17 protein-coding genes are annotated in these 20,844 nt (G+C 69.2%); 10 read left to right on the top strand and 7 right to left on the bottom strand.

Going from position 1 to position 20,844, the window contains the following annotated elements; all coding sequences use genetic code 11:
• Positions 1-23: 23 nt before the first annotated feature.
• From CDO46_RS21040 to CDO46_RS21025, 4 genes are all read right to left on the bottom strand, one after another.
• Positions 24-1,040, bottom strand: coding sequence for a beta-ketoacyl-ACP synthase III (locus tag CDO46_RS21040; protein ID WP_087840532.1), 1,017 nt, complete (start codon positions 1,038-1,040; stop codon positions 24-26).
• Positions 1,037-2,113 (bottom strand): phosphate acyltransferase PlsX, encoded by a 1,077-nt coding sequence (gene plsX / locus CDO46_RS21035; RefSeq protein ID WP_087840530.1) that lies wholly within the window; start codon positions 2,111-2,113, stop codon positions 1,037-1,039. The genes CDO46_RS21040 and plsX overlap by 4 nt, the downstream gene beginning before the upstream one ends.
• Positions 2,114-2,342: 229 nt before the next feature.
• Positions 2,343-2,525, bottom strand: coding sequence for a 50S ribosomal protein L32 (gene rpmF / locus CDO46_RS21030; RefSeq protein ID WP_087840528.1), 183 nt, complete (start codon positions 2,523-2,525; stop codon positions 2,343-2,345).
• Between the two features lie 243 nt (positions 2,526-2,768).
• On the bottom strand, positions 2,769-3,341 hold the full coding sequence (locus CDO46_RS21025) for a DUF177 domain-containing protein (RefSeq protein ID WP_087840526.1): 573 nt from the start codon (positions 3,339-3,341) through the stop codon (positions 2,769-2,771).
• Positions 3,342-3,451: 110 nt separating this feature from the next.
• Between CDO46_RS21025 and CDO46_RS21020 the strand changes: the two genes are divergently transcribed.
• From CDO46_RS21020 to CDO46_RS20985, 8 genes are all read left to right on the top strand, one after another.
• A complete protein-coding gene (locus tag CDO46_RS21020; RefSeq protein ID WP_087840524.1) occupies positions 3,452-4,069 on the top strand; it encodes a Maf family nucleotide pyrophosphatase in 618 nt (205 codons plus the stop codon).
• Positions 4,066-4,785 (top strand): SAM-dependent methyltransferase, encoded by a 720-nt coding sequence (locus CDO46_RS21015; RefSeq protein ID WP_087840521.1) that lies wholly within the window; start codon positions 4,066-4,068, stop codon positions 4,783-4,785. The genes CDO46_RS21020 and CDO46_RS21015 overlap by 4 nt, the downstream gene beginning before the upstream one ends.
• Before the next feature lie 177 nt (positions 4,786-4,962).
• Positions 4,963-6,603: an FAD-binding protein gene (locus CDO46_RS21010; RefSeq protein WP_087840519.1), complete on the top strand. Its 1,641-nt coding sequence runs from the start codon at positions 4,963-4,965 to the stop codon at positions 6,601-6,603.
• Positions 6,600-6,923, top strand: coding sequence for a ferredoxin family protein (locus CDO46_RS21005; protein ID WP_087840517.1), 324 nt, complete (start codon positions 6,600-6,602; stop codon positions 6,921-6,923). Before CDO46_RS21010 ends, CDO46_RS21005 begins: the two co-directional genes overlap by 4 nt.
• Before the next feature lie 198 nt (positions 6,924-7,121).
• The gene (locus CDO46_RS21000; RefSeq protein WP_087840516.1) at positions 7,122-8,177 is read left to right on the top strand and encodes an ABC transporter substrate-binding protein; all 1,056 of its coding nucleotides are present in this window, start codon (positions 7,122-7,124) and stop codon (positions 8,175-8,177) included.
• Between the two features lie 14 nt (positions 8,178-8,191).
• The gene (locus tag CDO46_RS20995) at positions 8,192-9,022 is read left to right on the top strand and encodes an ABC transporter permease (protein ID WP_087840514.1); all 831 of its coding nucleotides are present in this window, start codon (positions 8,192-8,194) and stop codon (positions 9,020-9,022) included.
• Entirely contained in the window at positions 9,015-9,812 is a 798-nt protein-coding gene (locus tag CDO46_RS20990) for an ABC transporter permease (protein ID WP_087840512.1), read from the top strand. The genes CDO46_RS20995 and CDO46_RS20990 overlap by 8 nt, the downstream gene beginning before the upstream one ends.
• On the top strand, positions 9,812-10,591 hold the full coding sequence (locus CDO46_RS20985) for an ABC transporter ATP-binding protein (RefSeq protein ID WP_087840510.1): 780 nt from the start codon (positions 9,812-9,814) through the stop codon (positions 10,589-10,591). Before CDO46_RS20990 ends, CDO46_RS20985 begins: the two co-directional genes overlap by 1 nt.
• Before the next feature lie 42 nt (positions 10,592-10,633).
• Here the strand turns inward: CDO46_RS20985 and sppA are convergent, their stop codons facing one another.
• The 3 genes from sppA to CDO46_RS20970 form a co-directional block, all read right to left on the bottom strand.
• A complete protein-coding gene (sppA, locus tag CDO46_RS20980) occupies positions 10,634-11,629 on the bottom strand; it encodes a signal peptide peptidase SppA (RefSeq protein WP_087840509.1) in 996 nt (331 codons plus the stop codon).
• A 119-nt stretch (positions 11,630-11,748) separates the two neighbouring features.
• Positions 11,749-12,429, bottom strand: coding sequence for an HAD-IA family hydrolase (locus CDO46_RS20975; protein ID WP_087840508.1), 681 nt, complete (start codon positions 12,427-12,429; stop codon positions 11,749-11,751).
• A complete protein-coding gene (locus CDO46_RS20970) occupies positions 12,426-13,421 on the bottom strand; it encodes an RluA family pseudouridine synthase (protein WP_087840507.1) in 996 nt (331 codons plus the stop codon). Before CDO46_RS20970 ends, CDO46_RS20975 begins: the two co-directional genes overlap by 4 nt.
• Before the next feature lie 705 nt (positions 13,422-14,126).
• Between CDO46_RS20970 and CDO46_RS20965 the strand changes: the two genes are divergently transcribed.
• Positions 14,127-17,147, top strand: a complete 3,021-nt coding sequence (locus CDO46_RS20965; RefSeq protein ID WP_087840506.1) for an Rne/Rng family ribonuclease — start codon at positions 14,127-14,129, stop codon at positions 17,145-17,147.
• A 196-nt stretch (positions 17,148-17,343) separates the two neighbouring features.
• Entirely contained in the window at positions 17,344-20,838 is a 3,495-nt protein-coding gene (locus CDO46_RS20960) for a response regulator (protein WP_087840504.1), read from the top strand.
• Positions 20,839-20,844 lie beyond the last annotated feature (6 nt).

Raw genomic sequence — 20,844 nt, 5'->3', positions numbered from 1 at the left:
CTTGTTCTGTTTTCCTACCGGACTCACATGCGCGCCAGCACGGCGCCCCATGTGAATCCGCCGCCCACGCCCTGCAGCATCACCAGGTCACCCCGCTTGACGCGGCCGTCGCGGCGGGCGGCGTCCAGGGCCAGCGGCACGCTGGCCGCCGAGGTGTTGGCGTGCAGGTCCACCGTGGACACCACGCGTTCGAGCGGGATGCCGAGGCGCTTGGCGGTGGCGTTGATGATGCGTACGTTGGCCTGGTGGGGAATGAGCCAGTCCAGCTCGGACAGCGGCACGCCCGCTTCCTCCATCACTTCCTGCGCCACGCGGTCGAGCACCGTGACGGCCTGCTTGAAGACCGCCTGCCCCTCCATCCGCAGGAAGGGATCGCCGGTCACCTCGCCATAGGCCACGTTCCCGGCGGCGCACAGGATCTTGGTCTGGCTGCCGTCGGCATGCAGCCTGGCGGCCATCACGCCCGGCTCGGGCGAGGCCTCGAGCACCACGGCGCCGGCACCGTCGCCGAACAGCACGCAGGTCGACCGGTCGTTCCAGTCGAGGATGCGCGAAAAGACCTCGGTGCCGATGACCAGGGCCTTGCGGGCCCGGCCGGCGCGCACGAAGCTGTCGGCGGTGGTCAGCGCGTAGATGAAGCCTGTGCAGACGGCCTGGACGTCGAAGGCGGCGGCGCGCGAGGCGCCGAGCCTGGCCTGGATCAGGCAGGCCGTGCTGGGAAAGACGAAGTCGGGTGTCGAGGTGGCGACGACGATGAGGTCGAGCTCCGCGGCGTCGACCCCGGCATCCTGCAGCGCGCGCCGCGCGGCCTCGGTACCGAGGTCGCTGGACGTGACGCCGCGCTCGGCGATGTGGCGCTGGCGGATGCCGGTGCGCTCGACGATCCAGGCATCGGACGTCTCGACGCCGCGCTGGGCCAGTTCGGCCGCCAGTTCGTCATTGCTGACCACGCGCTCGGGCAGGCAACTGCCCGAACCGACGATTCTCGACCATGCCGCGGGAGCCGGGCTGCTGGACGGATGCGCCGCTGTTGCACTCATGCAATATCTCCGTGCGAGGACGGCTCGAGGCCGGCCTCATGCTCGGCCCCGCCGGCCGGCACGCTCGTGATCTGCGCGATGGTTTGCGCAGTCCGGCCGAGCAAGCCGCTTTCGACCGCGTCGTAGGCGTCCTGCAGGGCCCATTCGAACGCGTAGGTGTCGGCGGAACCATGGCTCTTGATGACGACGCCGCGCAGCCCCAGCAGTGCCGCTCCGTTGTAGCGGCGCGGATCCACGCGCTGGCGGAAGCGGTTCAGCACCGGCGTGGCGATGGCGCCCATCAACAGCGTGAACAGGTTTCTCTTGAACTCTTCCTTGATGAAGACGCCCAGCATCTTGGCCAGGCCCTCGGAAGACTTGAGCACGATGTTACCAACAAAGCCATCGCAGACGACCACGTCCACGGTGCCCTTGAAGATATCGTTGCCCTCGACGTTGCCGTGGAAGTTCAGCGCGCTGCCGCGCAGCAGCTCGGCGGCCTGCTTGACCACGTCGTTGCCCTTGATCGCTTCCTCGCCGATGTTGAGCAGGCCCACGGTGGGCCGCTCGCGATGGCCGACGCTGGAAACCAGCGCCGAACCCATGATGGCGAACTGCAGCAGGTGCTCGGCCGTGCAATCGACGTTGGCGCCCAGGTCCAGGATGACGGTCATGCCGCCCGACTGGTTGGGTATGGCCTTGGCGATGGCGGGACGATCGATGCCATCGAGCGTCTTGAGCACATAGCGGGAAATGGCCATCCATGCGCCGGTATTGCCCGCCGATACGCAGGCGTCGGCCTGGCCGTCGCGCACGAGTTCGGCGGCGATGCGCATGGAGGAATCTTTCTTGCGGCGCAGCGCGACCTCGACCTTGTCGTCCATGGTGACGACTTCGGTAGCAGGCACGATGCGCAGCCTCTCCCGCTGGCCGGAAGAGGCCTTGGCCTGCGCCAGGCGGGCTTCGACCTGGTCGGCCAGGCCGACCAGCAGCAGCTCGACACCGGGATGGCGGTCGGCGAACGCCAGGGCAGCAGGAATCGTCACGGGCAGGCCGAAATCGCCTCCCATGCAATCGATCGCGATACGGATCATAGCCATGGACGCAGAAACGCCTGCCCGCGCGCGCGACGGCTGCCCGGATCGCTACAGACGCAAGCTGTATCGGTCATCGGCAAACCTGGTTCGGCGGGACAGACAAGACCGGAAAAACCATTCCGCAAGTGCCCAGGGGAGGAACGCCGACCTTGCGGCCTCGCGGCGTCCGCATTCCACCCCTGAGTAAACGACCCCAGTGCAAGGGACTGCCCAGGGCCGTTCGGTATCACTCGTCGTTCTTGGTCTTGAGGACTTTGCGACCGCGATAGATGCCGTTGGGGCTGATGTGGTGACGCAGGTGCGTCTCGCCCGTGGTCGGTTCGACCGCAACGGGGGGATTGGTCAGGAAATCGTGGGCGCGGTGCATGCCACGCTTGGAAGGCGACTTTTTGTTTTGCTGAACGGCCATGTGACTGGACTCCTAGGAACGGCGCGCATTGTAAGCCAGATGCCTACGCGTGACCGCCGCGAGTTCTAAAACCTGCTTTCTCGAATGATGACGGCGGTCTGCGCAGGCTTGCCCGAAACGCCGTCCAAAAACCCAAACTACTACGAAAACGCTTACAACGATCGCTTACTTGTCCGCATCGCGCCGGACGCGAAGCCCGAGGCCCCAATCCGGTTCGCTGCGACTATACACAAAATATGTCGCTTATTTGCCGACATCGCCCGTCGAGCCTTTCAGCCCGGCCAGCACCGCGAACGGCGACGGCTTTTTCTCGGGCGCATCGCCCGAGGATCCGCCCCCGCCGTCGGGACAGACGTCGTGCCGAGGGACGTACGGCACGCTCAGGATCAGCTCGTCCTCGACCTGCTCGAACAGATCGAAGCGACGCGACCCCAGCACTTTCTCGAAATCCTGCCCCGAACCGAGCTCTTCCAGGTCGGACTCGTCGAACGAGTCCGGGTCGTCGAGCTCGGCCTCGGTTTCGACCAGCTGCAGCGCGACCTCGGATTCGATGGGCATCGCCAGCGGCCCCAGGCAACGCTGGCACTGCACGGTCAGGACCGTTTCGACAGCGAGCCGGATCAGGGGTTCGCCCAGCGGACCGCGGTCGGCCTGGGCCGACCAGCGCACTACCGCGGAAGGATCCTGCTCGGGCAAGCCGTCCAGCAACCGGACGAAACGCGCGAGCGGCGCGCTGCCTTCGAGCGACCGCCCGAGCCGAACGAACTCGAACGCATCGATGTGGCGCACCGCGCCGGGTTCGCTGGACTCTTTCACGACCTGCCGCCTTGCATGTTTTTCCCTTGGTGGAAAAGAAGCTCGGGAAAACGTTGGATAATAGCGTGAAAACCCGAAAAGAGTCAAACAAGTCAAACACTTATCCCACCATGGCAAGCTCCGAAACCACGGCGCGGTCCCTGATCCTCGCCTCGACCTCCCCCTACCGCCGCGAGCTGCTCGAACGGCTGAGGCTTCCCTTCTCCGTAGCCGCGCCCGGCGTGGACGAAACACCGGTTCCGGGCGAAGCGCCCGAGGACCTGGCCCTGCGACTGGCCCTGGCCAAGGCCCGCGCCGTGAGCCAGGCCCGTCCGGGCGCCCTGGTGATCGGTTCGGACCAGGTCGCGACGGTGGACGGGGCCCCCATCGGCAAGCCCGGCGGCTTCGAGCAGGCGCTCGCGCAATTGCAGGCCATGCGCGGCCGCACGGTTTTCTTCCACACCGCCGTGGCCGTGGATGACGGCCGGCGGCCGGCGACCGCCGTCGTAAGCACGCGATGCATGTTGCGCGAACTGTCCGACCGGGCGCTGCGCGCCTACCTGCACGCCGAGCGCCCCTACGACACGGCCGGCAGCGCCAAGGCCGAGGCGCTGGGCATCGCGCTCATGGAGCGCATAGAAAGCGACGACCCCACCGCCCTGATCGGCCTGCCGCTGATCGCCCTGACCCGGCTGCTGGCCGGCTTCGGCATGGACCCGCTGGACGCGCTCGAGGAGCCCCGGGCATGAAATCCTCCGGCATCCTGCACCTGGTCCCCGTCTCGCTGGGCGACGTGCCGCCCGAGCGCTGGCTGCCCGCCGAGGCCCGTGCCCTGGCCGGCCGGCTGGACACCTACATCGCCGAGAATGCCAAGACCGCGCGCGCTTTCCTGAAGGCCATCGGCACCGTGCGGCCCATCCAGGAAATCACCATCCACACCCTGGATGCCCGTACCGACGACCGCGACATCGCCGCCTGGCTCAAGCCCATCGCGGCGGGCGGCGAAATCGGACTGGTCTCAGAGGCCGGCTGCCCGGCGGTGGCCGACCCCGGCGCGCGCGTGGCCCGCGCCGCGCATGCCATGGGCATACGCGTGCAGCCGTGGGTGGGCCCCTCCTCCATCCTGCTCGGCCTGATGGCCAGCGGCCTGGACGGCCAGCGCTTCGCCTTCCACGGCTACGCGCCGGTCGACGCGGGCGAGCGTGCTCGCCAGTTGCGAGAGTGGGAGCAAACCTCGGCGCGGCACAACCAGACCCAGCTCCTGATCGAGACGCCCTATCGCAACGGCGCCATGTTCGCGACGATGCTGGCCACGCTGCGGCCGGCGACCCTGCTGTGCGTCGCCCGCTCGCTCACCACGGATCGCGAATGGGTGCGCACGAACAGCGTCGCGGACTGGAAGCGCCTGCCGCCGCCCGACCTGGACAAGCAGCCCACGCTGTTCCTGTTCCTGGCCAAGGGCTGACCAGGCACTGCATCACATGCGATAAACGGATAACCAAGCACGAAAGAAATCGTTGGGCGGCCAGCCTTCCGTCTCTAGCATCCTTGGACATGAACGACCGGCATGCGGGAGAAGGCGCTCTTCTCCCGCTGCGGTCCCCCGCACTCCGGCCCACGGCCGGTTCCAGGAGAGACGAACATGGCGGTACGCGATTTGCACCCCCTGCCCGGCATCGAAGCCTCGGTCCGGCACGATGCCGATGTGCTGATCATAGGAGGCGGCCCGGCCGGCACGTGGGCCGCCGTCAGCGCAGCCGCACGCGGCGCGCGCGCGCTGCTGGCGGACAAGGGATACTGCGGCACCTCCGGCGCGACCGCGCCCTCCGGCACCGGGGTATGGCACGTCCCGCGCGACACCGCCGCGCGCGAGAAGGCCAAGGCCAGCCGACTGGAAATGGGCGGCTTCCTGGCCGAGCACGCCTGGATGGACCGCGTGCTGGAACAGACGTGGAACAACATCGAGACACTGACGGAATGGGGCTACCCCTTTCCGCAGGACGAACACGGCCAGTTGCACCGGACCTCGCTGCAGGGCCCGGACTACATGCGGCTGATGCGCAAGGCGGCCAAGCAGGCGGGCGCGCGCATCCTCGACCACAGCCCGGTGCTGGAGCTGCTGGTGGACGAGCACGGCACGGTCTGCGGCGCCTTCGGCATCAACCGCCAGACGGGTTCGACGTGGGTGGCCCGCGCCGGCGCGGTGGTGCTGGCCACGGGCGGCTGCGCCTTCCTGAGCCGCGCGCTGGGCTGCAACGTCCTGACCGGCGACGGCTACCTGCTCGGAGCCGAAGCCGGGGCCGAGCTGTCGGGCATGGAGTTCTCCAACGCCTATGGACTGGGCCCGGCCTTCGCGTCGGTCACCAAGTCCCTGTTCTACAACTGGGCGACCTTCTACGACCGCGATGGACAACGCATCGAGGGGGCGGGCTCGTCGCGCGGACGCGGCGTCATCGCCAGGACGCTGGCGACCCAGCCCGTCTACGCCTGCCTGGACCGCGCCGACGCATCCATCCGCGCCTGGATGCGCACCGCCCAGCCCAACTTCTTCGTCCCCTTCGACCGGCAGGGCATCGATCCCTTCACCCAGCACTTCCCGGTCACGCTGCGCCTGGAAGGCACGGTGCGCGGCACCGGCGGCCTGCATGTGGTCGACGATGACTGCGCCACGACGGTGGCCGGGCTGTATGCCGCGGGCGACGCCGCCACGCGCGAGCTGATCTGCGGAGCCTTCACCGGCGGAGGCAGCCACAACGCCGCATGGGCCATGTCCTCGGGTTTCTGGGCCGGTGCCGGCGCCGCCCGGTTCGCCCGCGAGGCGCGCGCCTTCGGCCATCGCAACGTCCATCGCGCCGGCGTCGCCGGGCTGGGCGGCAACCCGTCCGCCCCGTGGGACGCGGACGCGGTCATCCGCGCGGTGCAGGCCGAGGTGTTTCCCACCGAACGCAACTGGACGCGCAGCGGACCGCTGCTGGAGGACTCGCTGCGACGGCTGGATGCACTATGGGCCCGCGTGCGCCACGGACGCCCCGCGGGCACGGGCACGCAGTGGGTGCGCGCCCGCGAGGCGGCGGCCATGCTGGCAACCTCGCGCTGGATGTATCGCAGCGCCCTGCGACGCACCGAAACGCGCGGCATGCACCGGCGCGCCGAGCACGCGGCCGTCGACCCCGCCCAGCACCATCGGCTGGTCAGCGGCGGATTGGACGAGGTCTGGGTGCGCACGCAGGCCGTCTCGACGCCCGCGACCCCGGGCGCCTACACGGGCAAGGTGGCGGCATGATCGAGATCGTCAGCGCCGAACGCTGCACCGCCTGCAACATCTGCGTGCACGCCTGCCCCACGAACGTCTTCGATCTCGTTCCCGGCGGCCCGCCGCGCATCGCGCGGCAATCCGATTGCCAGACCTGCTTCATGTGCGAGCTCTACTGCCCGGTGGACGCGCTGTACGTGGCGCCGTCGGCCGACGCCGCGCAGGCGGTCGAGGAAGCCGCGGCGCAACCCTTGATGGGCAGCTACCGTGCCGCGATCGGCTGGGGCGCCGGGCGCACGGCGACGGCACGGCGCGACAGCAGCTTCGAGCTGTTGATACGCGCGCATTGATAGAGCCCCCCTACGCGCTTGCGCGCGCCCTGCACGGGTGAGCCCCCAGCCGCTACGCGGCAGCCCCCCCCACAGGGGGCCGGGGCCCGCCCTGGGGCGGCCCGGCGCCGGGCCCCGTGGGGGCGGCACCGGCGGAGCCGGATCCGCTGTGCCCTGGCAACGGCTGGGGGCATCGTCATTTTCAACAAGGATAGGAATATGCGGTTCATTCGTTATGCGGCGGCGGCGGTGGTGTCGGGATTGGTGGCGGCGGGCGCGCAGGCGCAGGGCTGGCCGGAGCAGGTGCGGTTCGGCGGGTTCGGACAGGGATTCGGCAAGCCCTATGGGCTGGCGGTGCTGGCGATCGCCCAGGGCAAGGGATTCATCGCCGATGAATTCAAGGGCACGCCGGTCAAGCTGAGCTTCGAGTACTTCACGGGCACGGGGCCGGCGATCAACGAGGCCATCGCCAACAAGCGGCTGGATTTCGCCCAGTACGGCTCGCTGCCCAACATCGTCGGCCGCGCCAACGGGCTGCCCACGCGCATCGTGGCCTCGTACGGCTACACCACCATCTTCGGCGTGGCCCGGCCCGACCTGCCGGTCAGGTCGTTCAAGGACCTCAAGGGCAAGCGGGTGGCCGTGGCCAAGGGCACGGTGCTCCACTGGGCCTTCCTGAAGGCCCTGGAGGGAAACGGCCTGCCCCTCAAGGACGTGACCCTGCTCGACCTGGCCACCGCAGACCAGTTGGCGGCGCTCACGGCAGGCAGCGTGGACGCGGTGATCGGTTCGAGCGTGCTGCTGTCGCTGCGCGACAAGGGACTGGCCAAGGTGTTCTACAGCTCGCACGACATCGGCCCCAAGGCAGCCGGCTTCGGCGCGATCACGGTGACGGAATCGTTCGAGCAGCGCTACCCCGAGGCCACGCAGCGCGTGGTGCGCGGGCTGGTGCGCGCGGCGGAGTGGCTGGGCCATGAGGAGAACCGCGAGGAAGCCCTGCAGATCTGGACCCGCTCCGGCGTGCCCTACCCGGCACTGCGCGACGAATATGCGGGCGTGGCGCTCAAGGACGTATTCAATCCGCGCATCGACGAGTTCTTCATCTCCCAGTACCGCGACGCCATCGCCTTCAGCCGGGAACAGAAACTGATCCGCTCGGGCATCGACCTGCAGCAATGGTTCCTGCCCCGGTACGTCGACCAGGCGCTCGACCAACTCGGCCTGCAGCGAACCTGGCCACGGCGTGACGCCAGCGGCAAGCCGCTGGAAGGCTGAGCGGAGCGACAGCCATGGCTTCCCATACCGACGCCCGCCTGGACGCGATCGCCGTCCCCGCCTCCACGCCTCGCCCTCGCCCTTCGCGGGCCTGGCGCGCCGCGCTGCTTCCCCTGCTGCTGCCGGCCTTGGCGCTGTGCGCCTGGCAACTGGCCGCCTCGCAGGGCTGGATGGCACCACAGATCCTGCCGGCGCCGGAACAGGTATGGGCCAGCTTCGTGGAACTGCTGGAGAACGGCGACATCGCCGCGAACTTCGCCGTCAGCCTGCACCGCATCGGCATGGGTTTCCTGCTGGGCGCCGCGCTGGGCCTGGCCACCGGCATCGCGCTGGGGGTCTCGAACACCGCGCGCGACTATCTCGACCCGCTGCTGCGCGCGCTGTTCGCCATTCCGTCCATCGGCTGGATACCCATCCTGATCCTGGTCTTCGGCATCGCCGAGACGCTGAAGATCCTGATCATCGCCAAGGCGGTCTTCGTGCCCATCGTCATCAATACCGCCCAGGGCATACGCGACATCCCCAAGACCCACCTCGAAACCGCGCGGGTGCTGCGCCTGCGGCCCTGGACCCGCTTCATCCGGGTGATCGCGCCCGCCAGCCTGGGCCCGGTCTTCAGCGGCGTGCGGCTGGGTCTGGGCCACGCGTTCATCGCCCTGATCGTCGTCGAGATGCTGGCCGCCACCGAGGGCATCGGCTACATGATGGTGTGGGGCCGCAAGCAGTTCCAGACCGACATCGTGATCGTCGGCATGATCGTGGTGGGGCTGGCGGGCTTCGCGCTGGATCGCGCCCTGCTGGCCATCGAGCAGATCCTGAACCGCAAGGTGCCGCCCCATGGCTGATACCGCCTGGCAAGGGCCGCTGGCCGCCCTCTCGCGCATTCCACCCCGCGTGCGGCGCGGCGCCGTCCTGCCCGCCGCCCTGGTGCTGGCGTGGCTGGCCGTGGTCGATACCGGCTTCGCGAGGACTCCGCTGCTGGTTCCGCTGCACCAGGTGCTGTCGGCGCCGTTCGTGGATCCGGACGGCCGGCAGATCTGGACCGCGCTGGCCGCCAGCCTGGCGCGGGCCACGGCCGGCATCGCGCTGGGCGCGTCCGCCGGCGTCGCGCTGGGTGTCGCCCTGGGACTGTCGCGCCCGCTCCAGCGCGGAATCGCTCCCACGCTGCACGGGCTGCGCCAGATCGCCCTGTTCGCATGGATTCCGCTGCTGACCGCCTGGTTCGGCACGGGCGAGATCGCCAAGGTGGTCTTCATCTCGCTGTCGGCCTTCTTTCCCGCCTTCCTGAACACCGAGCAGGGCGTGCGGGCGATCGCGCCCGCCTACTGGGAAACCGCGGCGGTGCTGCGGCTGCGGCCGTGGCGCCGAGTGACGAAGATGGTCCTGCCCGCCGCGCTGCCCGCCATCCTGATCGGCCTGGAAATCGCGCTGCTGACTGCCTGGATAGGCACGGTGGGAGCCGAGTACGCGATCGGCGTCGGCCGCGGCCTGGGTTCGTTCCTGGTGGCGGCGCGGGAACTGTTCCGCATGGACCTGGTGCTGGCCGGGGTCGTCGCGCTGGCGCTGGTGGGCTATGCCTGCAACCGGGCCTCGCGCCATGTCTTTTCACGCATCATCACCTGGCGGGACCGCTAATGACGACATCTTCCCCTTCCCTGGCCCGGCCCGGATCCTACGCGCTGTCCCTGCGCCGGGTGGGCAAGCAATACACCGTGGACGACCAGCCGCTGCCGGTCCTGGAGCGCATCAACCTGGACCTGCGGCACGGCGAATTCCTGAGCATCGTGGGTGCGTCCGGCTGCGGCAAGTCGACGCTGCTGCGCCTGGTGGCCGGCCTGGACGCGGCATTCGAGGGCGAGATCCTGATCGACGGCCGGCCCATCGCCGGACCGGGCATCGAACGCGGCATGGTGTTCCAGGACCACCGTCTCTTCCCCTGGCTGAGCATCGCGGACAACGTCGCGCTGGGACTCGACAGCCTGGATCTCGATCCGCGCGACCGCGACCGGCGCGTGGCGGCGATGCTGGAACTGGTGGGGCTGTCCGCCTTCGCCAAGGCCCATCCCCACCAGCTTTCGGGCGGCATGGCCCAGCGCGCGGCAATCGCCCGCGCATTGGTGTCGGAACCGGAGATACTGCTGATGGACGAGCCCTTCGGCGCCCTGGACTCGCTGACGCGTGTCCACCTGCAGGAGGAGTTGCTGCGCATCTGGTCGCAGCGGCGGGTGACGGTGATCGTGGTGACCCACGACGTGGAGGAAGCCGTCTACCTGAGCGACACGGTGGCGGTCATGGCGCCCCGCCCCGGCCGCGTCGTCGGCGCGACCCGGATCGACCTGCCGCGCCCTCGCGATCGCGCGGATCCGCGCTTCGGCGACATCCGGCGCGCCATCCTGGGACAGTTGCGGCGCTGAGGCCGCCGCGCATCGCGCCCCGGGGCCCCCCGGGGCGGTCCGTCACTTCCAGTGCCAGAAGCCGCCGGCACCGCCCAGGCCGGTCTTGGCCAGCCCGGCGCCGAAGGACACGCCCACGCGCTTGGCGACCCGCTCGGCGAAGTTTTCCCGGACCGTGTAGTCCACCACCGTGTCGGCCTGGATGACGTCGCGCGCGACGCTGTCCACCGTGCCCAGTTCGTCGGCCAGGCCCAGTTCGACGCTCTTGGCGCCCGTCCAGATCAGGCCGGTGAACATGTCCGGCGTTTCATGCAACCGCTCGCCGCGCCCTTCCCGCACCGCGCCGACGAACTGCTGGAAGATTTCCTGGACCAGCGCCTGGGCGTGGGCCTGCTGCCCGGGATTGGCGGGCGAGAACGGATCCAGCAGCGCCTTGTTCTCTCCGGACACGACCAGGCGCCGTTCGATTCCCACCTTGTCCATCAGGCCGGTGAAGCCGAAGCCTTCCATGATGACGCCGATGGAGCCGACCACGCTGGCCTTGTTGACGTAGATCTTGTCGGCCGCGGCGGCAACGTAGTAGCCGCCGGAGGCGCAGATTTCCTCGACCACGGCATACACGGGCTTGTCGGGATTCTGGGCGCGCAGGCGGCGGATCTCGTCGAAGATCATGCCGGCCTGGACCGGGCTGCCGCCCGGGCTGTTGATGCGCAGGACTACTCCCTTGGCGTTGTCGTCGTCGAAGGCGGCCTGCAGCGCTGCGTTGATCTTGTCGGCGCTGGCCTCGCCCTGGGCATCGATGACGCCGTCCAGTTCGATCAGCGCGGTATGCGGGTCGGGCGTGCCCGAACCCGAACCCCTGAACAGCACGCCGGTGGCGGCGAGCACCAGCAGGACCACGATGGCGAGCATCAGCAGCCGGAAGAAAATGGTCCAGCGCCGCCTGGCGCGCTGCTCCTTGAGCGAAGCAAAGACCAGCTTCTCCAGCACGTCGCGCTCCCATTCCCCCGGAGCGCGGGACGAAGCATCGGGCGGGGAGGAATAGGCATCCTGGGACATGAAGACAACTCGCTATGAAAGGTCGAAGGTAAGCAATCGCTAGGATAGGGCAAGTCGCGGCGCGGCGACAGCGGCCCTCGCGGCCAGGGCCGGTTCACACCGCGCGCCTTGCGCGGGTCCTAGGCCGCCCGGGCCGCGATGCGGCCGTGCAGCCAGTCGCCCAGTTCGGCGATGCTGCCGGCCAGTGTCTGCGGCGCGCATCCGGCCAGCTCGTCCACGGCGTGCGCCCCATAGGTCACGCCCACGCCATGGATCCCGGCGTTGCGGGCCATCTGCAGGTCGTGCGACGTATCGCCCACCATGACGGCGGATGCCGGATCGGCGCCCAGCTCGCGCATGATCTCGAACAACATGGCCGGGTTGGGCTTGGAGAAGGTCTCGTCGGCGCAGCGGGTGGTGTCGAAATACCGCCGGATGCCGGTGGCGTCCAGCGCCCGCTCCAGGCCGACGCGGCTCTTGCCCGTGGCCACCGCCAGCCGCGCGCCGCGCTCGGCCAGGCGCGCCAGCATCTGCTCGGCGCCGGCGAAAAGACGCAGCTGCGGATCGCGGGTCAGGTAATGGAAGCGGTAGCGCGCGACGAAGGCCTGGACCTGGTCCTGCGCCAGCGTGGGAACGGCCGCCATCAGCGCGTCCTGCAGGCTCAGGCCGATGACCCAGGCGGCGGCCTCGTCGGGCGGCACCGGCAGCCCGAGGTCGCGACAGGCGGACTGGATGGCGGCGATGATGGTCGGCGTCGAGTCCATCAGGGTGCCGTCCCAGTCGAACACGATCAGCGAATAGCCCGGGAGGGGTGAAGTCATGGATGTTCCAGTTGCTGTAGGAATTCGACGCAATCTTCGGGCAGACGGGCTTCCAGCGCCAGGGACTCGCCGGTCAGCGGATGCGGGACGGCCAGGGTGTGGGCGTGCAGGAACATCCGGCGGAACCCGCGCCCGGCCGCAGCCGCGTTGGCGTGGTCGTCGCCGTACTTGTCGTCGCCCACGATGGGAAATCCGCAACTGGTCACGTGCACCCGGATCTGGTGGGTCCGCCCGGTCTTGAGTTCGGCGTCCAGCAGGGAATACAGGCCGTAGCGCCGCTTGAGGGTGAAGATGGTGTGGGCCGCCTGGCCATCGGGATCGACCTTCACGCGGCGTTCGCCCGACTGGGTGGACCACTTGGTGAGCGGCTTGCGCACATGCTGCCGGTCGTTGACCCAGTCCCCCACGACCAGGACCAGGTAATGCTTGTTCCAGAGGCCGTTGCGCAGCGATTCGTGCAGGCCGACCAGGGCGCTGCGCTTCTTGGCCACCAGCAGCAGCCCCGACGTGTCGCGGTCGAGCCGGTGCACCAGTTCCAGGAAGCGCGCCTCGGGCCGCGCCCGCCGCAACTGTTCGATGACGCCGAAATCCACTCCGCTGCCGCCGTGCACCGCCACGCCTGCCGGCTTGTCGATCGCCAGCAGCGCGTCGTCCTCGAACACGATGGGGAATTCGCCGGGAGGCACGAAGCGCACCGGCGCCTCGGGCAGCCGGAACGGCGGCACCCGGACGACGTCGCCGGCGGCGATCCGGTGGTCCACCGGCACCCGGCCACGGTTGACCCGCACCTGGCCGCCCCGGATGGCCTTGTACAGGTGGCTCTTGGGCACGCCCTTGCACAGGCGCAGCAGGAAATTGTCCAGCCGCTGGCCATCGTGCGCCTCGTCCACTTCGACCAGGCGCACGGCGGGGGCCGCGGCCGGTTCGGGGTTCCGGGGCGGGCGGCCCTGGCCGGGCGTGGATTTCGCTTTGCGCAACAATGGTAGCGACATATAATCCTGAAGCCTGATCGAATCAGGCGGGTTGGAGCACAGGGTTGACGTACACGTTGTGTCCCTGAACCGCGCTTCCGGCGTCGAGACGCGCTTTCATGCGGCGTTTCCGCCAGATGTGCGCGAGACACCTTTCCGAATCCAGGCCGCGTCCCAATCGGGCTGCCGCCTGCCGCTGAATGTTTCGCGGCAAGCCGTGCAGCCTTTGCAGCACGCCGCCGGGTCAGGACAGGTCGCAAAGTGTGCCGGAATTGTACCCGTCCCGCCCGCCGGATTCTTCCGGGCCGTCATGGTCGCCCGCCTGTCGCGCCGCAATGGCTTCGAACCCGAAGCCCAACCGCGCGACGACGGATATGCGCCCGCGGACGCAAGTACAAAGAAACCGTCGTATACGCAAAGGCTCGCCCAAGAGGCGAGTCTGTCTGGCTCGCAAATACCGTGAACACCACTGCTTTCGATACCGCAACCATCCCTCGCCCCCACCGCAAGCCGCGGTCAGTGGGCGACGGCCGCGGCATCCACGGTGCCTGCGCTCTCTCCCGACCTTGCGCATTCCCACCCGGCCGGTCATCGTGACCTGAGTCCGCGGGGTGCGGCTTTTCGCGCACCGGTTTCCTCCACTCGCTCCGCGCACCGCGCATCTTCCCGACGGCCCGAGGCTGCGCGCCGGTTTTCGGCGCGACACGACCACGGAGAACTTCATACATGAAGCGCATGCTGTTCAACGCAACGCACCAGGAAGAACTGCGCGTTGCCATCGTCGACGGGCAGAAGCTCATCGACCTCGACATCGAAACCGCCGGCCGCGAACAACGCAAAGGCAACATCTACAAGGGCGTCGTCACCCGCATCGAACCCAGCCTGGAAGCCTGCTTCGTCAACTACGGCGAGGAACGCCACGGCTTCCTTCCCTTCAAGGAAATCGCCCGCACCTACTTCAAGGAAGGCGTGGACGTGCGCAGCGCCCGCATCCAGGACGTGCTGCGCGAAGGCCAGGAACTCATCGTCCAGGTCGAGAAGGAAGAGCGCGGCAACAAGGGCGCGGCCCTGACCACGTTCATCTCGCTGGCCGGCCGCTACCTGGTGCTGATGCCCAACAACCCCCGCGGCGGCGGCGTGTCGCGCCGCGTCGAGGGCGAAGACCGCCAGGAGCTGCGTGAAACCATGGAGCAGCTCCAGGTTCCGCAGGGCATGAGCATCATCGCCCGCACCGCCGGCATCGGCCGCAACGTCGAAGAGCTGCAATGGGACCTGTCCTACCTGATGCAGCTGTGGACCGCCATCGACGGCGCCGCCCGCGAGAATGCCGGCCCCATCCTGATCTACCTGGAATCGAGCCTGGTCATCCGGGCCATCCGCGACTATTTCTCGCCCGACATCGGCGAGATCCTGATCGACACCGACGACATCGCCGACCAGGCCTGCGCCTTCATGAGCGTGGTCATGCCGGACAACGTCCAGCGGGTGAAACGCTACCGCGACGACGTGCCCCTGTTCTCGCGCTTCCAGATCGAACACCAGATCGAGACCGCCTACGCCCGCACGGTGCCCCTGCCCTCGGGCGGCGCGGTGGTGATCGACCACACCGAGGCCCTGGTCGCGGTGGACGTCAACTCGGCGCGCGCCACCAAGGGCAGCGACATCGAGGAAACCGCGCTGCGCACCAACCTGGAAGCGGCCGACGAAGTGGCCCGCCAGTTGCGCCTGCGCGACCTGGGCGGCCTGATCGTCATCGACTTCATCGACATGGAAGACGGCAAGAACCAGCGCGCCGTCGAGCAGCGCCTGCGCGAAGCCCTCCATTTCGACCGCGCCCGCGTGCAGATGGGCAAGATCTCGCGCTTCGGCCTGATGGAGCTGTCGCGCCAGCGGCTGCGCCCGGCGCTGAACGAGGGCTCGCACATCACCTGCCCGCGCTGCAACGGCACCGGCGTCATCCGCGACACCGAGTCCAGCGCCCTGCAGGTGCTGCGCCTGATCCAGGAAGAGTCCATGAAGGAAAACACCGCCGCCGTGCACGCCCAGGTGCCGGTGGAAGTGGCCACCTTCCTGCTGAACGAGAAGCGCACCGACATCGCCAAGATGGAAGCGCGCCTGAAGGTCAACGTCATCCTCATCCCCAACAAGCACCTGGATACGCCGCACCATCGCATCGAGCGCCTGCGGCACGACGACCCCAGGCTGGAAAGCACCAAGGCCAGCTTCGAGCTGGCCGAGGCGCCCGAGACCAACCTTGCCTATTCCGCGCAGGAACACGAGGTCAAGGCCCGCCCCGAGGCGCTCGTCAAGGGCATCACCCCCGCCCAGCCGGCGCCCGTCTCCTCCACGCCCCCGTCCGGCGCGAATGGCTCGCGAGCCAAGGCCGAGCCCGCCGCGGCGCCGTCCGCCGGCGGCTTCTCGGCCCTGGTGTCGCGCCTGTTCGGCTGGCTGAAGGGCAGCCCCGCCCAGCCGGCCGAGCCGGCCGCCCGCCCGCGCAAGGAAGAATCGCGCGAGGAACGAGACGCCCATCGCAACCGCCGCCGCCCGCCCCAGGGCGGCAACCGCGGCCGCCGCGACAACCGCGAGGCGCGCCCCGATGACCGCGAGCGCCAGGAAGGCGAGGAAGGCCGCAAGGAAGCCCGCGATTCGCGCGGACAGCGCCGCGATGGCCGCCGGGACGACCGTGCCCGCGCGCCCAGGCAGGAAGAGCAGCGCCCCGTGGCCGTCGCGCCCGTCGCCGATGACGCCGAGCAACAGTCGGGCGAGGCTCGCAACCGCAACCGCCGCGGCCGCCGCGGAGGACGCCGCGAGGACCTGCCGGCCGATGAAGCCGCCGGCTCGACCGTTGCCGCGGCCGCCGTCGTGGCTGGCGAGGCCGTCGCACCCGTCGCCGCCCCCGAGGCCCCGATCGTCCCCGACGCGCCCCTGACCGCCGAGCCGCAAGGTCTCCAGGAAGAGGAACCGCTCGCCGCCGCCGATGGCGCCGATGGCGAACCGGAACGCAAGCGCCGCCGCCGTCGTGGCCGCCGTGGCCGCCGCCAGGGCGAAGCCGGCGCCCAACTGGGCGAAGATGGCCTGCAGGACGACGAGGCAGCCGATGACGAAGACGCCGCTCCGGCGTCCGCCCCGGCCCAGCCGCTGGCCACGGTATCCGAGCCCATCCTGATCACGGCCGAGGCCCTGCCCATCGACACGCCCGCCCCCGTGGTGGCGGAAGTCGTGCACGCGCCGGCCCAGCCCGCCCAGGAAGCCCAGCCGTCGCAAGAGGCCGCTCCCCAGGCCGAGGAAACCGCCCCCGTGGCGGCTCCGCAGGCGGTCGAGGAACCCGCGCCCGCCATTGCCGCCGAGGCCCCTGTGCAGCAGGCCGCCGAAGCTCCGGTCCAGCCGGCCGAGCCCACGCCCCAGGCCGAGGCTCCCGCCGCGCAGCCTGAACCGGTTGCCGCGGAGGCCCAGGCCGAGGTGCCCGCGCCCGTGGCCGAGACGCCTGCTCCGCAACCGTCCTCCATCCTGGATACGCCGGCCCAGATCGTCGTTCCCCAGGCCGCCGCGTCCCACGACGAACTCGTGCGCGTGGTCGAGCAGGCCGGCATGCAGTGGGTGGAAACGGACAGCGCCAAGCTGGCGGCTGCCCGCCAGGCCGCTCCCGCCGCCGCGCCGGTCCGCCTGGGCCGCGAGCCGCGTGTCCGGCCGCCGGCGGCCGCCGAGGCGCTGGTCCAGGTGGAAACCCGTCCCGAGCTGCGTCACTGATCACGCAGCCGGACCGTCACGAATGCCGCACGTTCGCGTGCGGCATTTTTTTTGCCCGGAGTCCGGCCTGCCAGCCCACAGCATCATGTTGCACGGGCGGCCGCCGAAGCGGTGCCGCAAAATCACCACAAGGCTGCCCGAGCCCGGCCGCAACGCCTAGAATGGCGGCTTGGCCTGCCCTACGGGATATCCCCCCATGTCCAGCAAGAAGACCCTCGAGAACTCATGGCTGGGGAATATCCCGCTGACCGGCAAGGTATCGCTGCTGGTGGGCTCGCTGCTGACCCTGTTCATCGTCTCCAGCATCGGCACGTCGCTAGTCCTGGAACAGGAGAAGCAGAACCGGGCCGCCTTCCGCGCCACGGTCGACCTGCTGCGCGAGATCGAGCAGACCAATCGCGTGCTGTATCAGCGGCAGTCCGAACTGCGGCAGTTGCTGCTGAGCCCGGGCGAACCCGACACCAAGACGCTGCAGACGGCCAACGCCGCGATCACGCAGCACCTGGACCACCTGGAACAGCAGGTCCGGAACGACGCCGCGCAAAGCACCCGACTGGACACCATACGCGGCCTGGACGCCAGTTGGCGCAACAATGTCGAACAACAGGTGCTGCCCGAGCTGCGGCGCCTGGCCAAGGAATCGCCGACCGAGGCCGCCAGCCAGCGCGAGCGGCTCTTCCCGAAGTTCACCGCCAGCACCCCGGTCGCCACACCGGCCATCGTCGCGGCCCTCGACGGGTTCGGCACCTATGCGCGGCGGCAGTTGGAAGAGCGCGAGAGTGCCCTGGAGCAGTCTGAATCCCAGCGCGAGTGGCTGCTGTGGGGCACGCTGCTGCTGGCCGCGCTGTGCGGCGTGGCGGCCTTGCGGCTGTCGGCCACGCTCGTGACCCGGCCCTTGCGCCTGATGAGCGAGCGCATGGAGCGCCTGGCCCGGCACGACCACGCCATCGAAACGCCCCGGCTCGACCGGCGCGACGAGATCGGCACCATCTCCAGGGCCTTGACCGAGTTCAAGCAGATGGCCATCGACATCTCGGACCAGAATTGGGTGGGCCACTGCGTGGGACGGATCGCCGACCGCCTGCAGCGCGCGTCGTCCCATGCCGAGTTCGCCCAGGCGCTGCTGTCGCAACTGGGCACGGAGCTGAGCGCGGGCGTGGCGCTGTTCCACCTGCGCGCGGAGGACGACGTCCTGCATCCGGTCGGACACTACGGATACCAGCCCGATCCCGCGGACCGGATCCAGCCGTTCAGGATGGGCGAAGGCCTGGTCGGCCAATGTGCCCGCGAAGCCCGGGTCATCGAGCTCGACGCGGTGCCGGACCATTACCTGCGCATGCGGTCCGGCCTGGGCGAGGCCGTGCCTCCCCGCCTGATGCTGATCCCCGTCCTGTCGATGGAGCACGTCCTTGCCGTCATCGAGCTGGGCCTGATGGGGCCCCTGGACGTCCGTCGCCGCCGCCTGCTGGAAACCCTGCTGCCCGTCGTCGCCCTGTCGCTGGAGAACATCACGCGCTCGGTGCGTACCCGGGAGCTCCTGGAACGCACGCAAAGCCAGGCCGCCGAGCTGCGCACCTCCGAGGAAGAACTGCGCACGCAGCAAGAGGAGCTGCAGGCCTCGAACGAAGAGCTGCGCCAGCAATCCGAGATCCTGAACCAGCAGAAGACGCTGCTGGAAGCCCTGCAGCGGGAGACGGCCGACAAGGCGGACGCGCTGGCCCGCGCCAGCCAGTACAAGTCCGACTTCCTGGCCAACATGTCGCACGAGCTGCGCACGCCGCTCAACAGCCTGCTGATCCTGTCCAACGACCTGGCCGAGAACCGCGAAGGCAACCTGAGCGAAGACCAGGTCGAGTCGGCCCGCATCATCCACGAAGGCGGCACCAACCTGCTGCGCCTGATCAACGACATCCTGGACCTGTCCAAGATCGAGGCCGGGAAGATGGAACTGTCGCTCGAACAGGTGGACCTGCGCGTTTTCGCGGCCCGGCTCAAGCGCCAGTTCGATCACGTGGCGCGCGGCAAGGGACTGCGTTTCGCGGTCGAGATCGCCGATGCGCTGCCGTCCGCGGTGCAGGCCGACGGCGGCAAGCTCGAGCAGATCGTGACCAACCTGCTCGGCAATGCCTTCAAGTTCACCCAGTCGGGCGAGGTCCGGCTGGTGCTGCGGCGCCCGGCCGCCGATCTTCCCGGCTTTCCGGCGGACCGGTCCGTCTCGATCGAAGTGCACGATACCGGCATCGGCATCCCGCCCGAAAAATTCGCGCAGGTCTTCGGCGCGTTTGAACAGCTCGATGCCGGCACCAGCCGCCAGTTCGGCGGCACGGGCCTGGGGTTGGCGATCTCCCGCCGCCTCGCGCGGCTGCACCATGGCGACATCCAGTTGCGCAGCGAGCCCGGGCAAGGCAGCGTCTTCACGGTGCTGCTGCCGCAGGCCCAGCCCGGCGCGGCCGAACCGGCACCCCTTGCCGAGGCGCCCCCCGCGGCCGGCGACGCCACGGCGACGCTGCCGGATACACCGCCCGCCGCCCCCGTGTCCCCGCGCGACACCACCATCCTCGTGATCGAGGACGATCCGGCCTTCGCCCGCGTCCTGGCCGACATGATCCGGCGCAAGGGCTGTACGGCCCTGGTGGCCCACGGCGGCGAAGCCGGCCTGCAGCTCGCCCGCCAGCACCACCCCACCGGCATCATCCTGGACCTGATGCTGCCCGACATGGACGGCTGGACCGTCCTGGAACGGCTCAAGGCCGAGCCCGGCCTGCGCCACGTCCCGGTGCATATCGTCTCGGCGCTGGACCAACCCGGGCGCACGCGGGACTCCGGCATCGCCGGCTACCTGACCAAGCCGGTATCGGCCGACGCGCTCAACGGCGCCATCGACCGCCTGATGCTGCCGACCGAAGGACAGGTCCGGCGGCTGCTGATCATCGATGACGATCCGGCTTCCCGCACCTCGGTGCGGACCCTGCTGTCCTCCCAGCCCGTCGAGATCTCGGAAGCCGGCTCGGCCGAGGAGGCGCTGGCCATGCTGCGCGGCGAAACCTTCGATTGCGTCGTGCTGGACCTGGGCCTGCCGGGCATTTCAGGCTTCGACTTCCTCGAACAACTGTCCACCGTCGAACCGCGCCCGCCGATCGTGGTGTATTCCGCCCGCGAGCTGTCGCGCGAAGACCAGTTGCGGATACGCTCCCACACCGACAGCGTGGTGATCAAGGGCGCGCACTCGTCGGAACGGCTGCTGGACGAAGTCAGCCTCTTCCTGCACAGCGTGCGGCTGCGTCCCGCCGCGCCAGCCTCGGGCAGCGACGACGACCTGAAGGGGCGCAAGGTCCTGATGGTGGACGACGACATGCGCAACCTGTTCGCCCTGTCCAAGGCGCTGCGCGGCCGCGGCATGGAGGTCCTGATGGCGCAGGACGGCAGCAAGGCCCTGCGTCAGCTGGAAGAGAACCCCGACATCGAGCTGGTGCTGATGGACGTCATGATGCCGGTCATGGACGGCTACGAGGCCACGCAGGAGATCCGCAAGAATCCGCGCCATGCGCATCTGCCCATCATTTCGCTCACGGCCAAGGCCATGCAGGGCGACCGCGAGAAGAGCCTCGCCTCGGGCGCCAACGACTACCTGCCGAAACCGGTGGACATTCCCAAGCTGCTGTCTATGATGCGAGTATGGCTGCACCGCTAGGGCGGC

It is taken from the genome of Pigmentiphaga sp. NML030171 (genome assembly GCF_002188635.1).
GTDB lineage: Bacteria > Pseudomonadota > Gammaproteobacteria > Burkholderiales > Burkholderiaceae_B > Pigmentiphaga > Pigmentiphaga daeguensis.
Note: the sequence above shows the minus strand (reverse complement) of the source record. Positions and strands in the feature narration are given on the sequence as shown.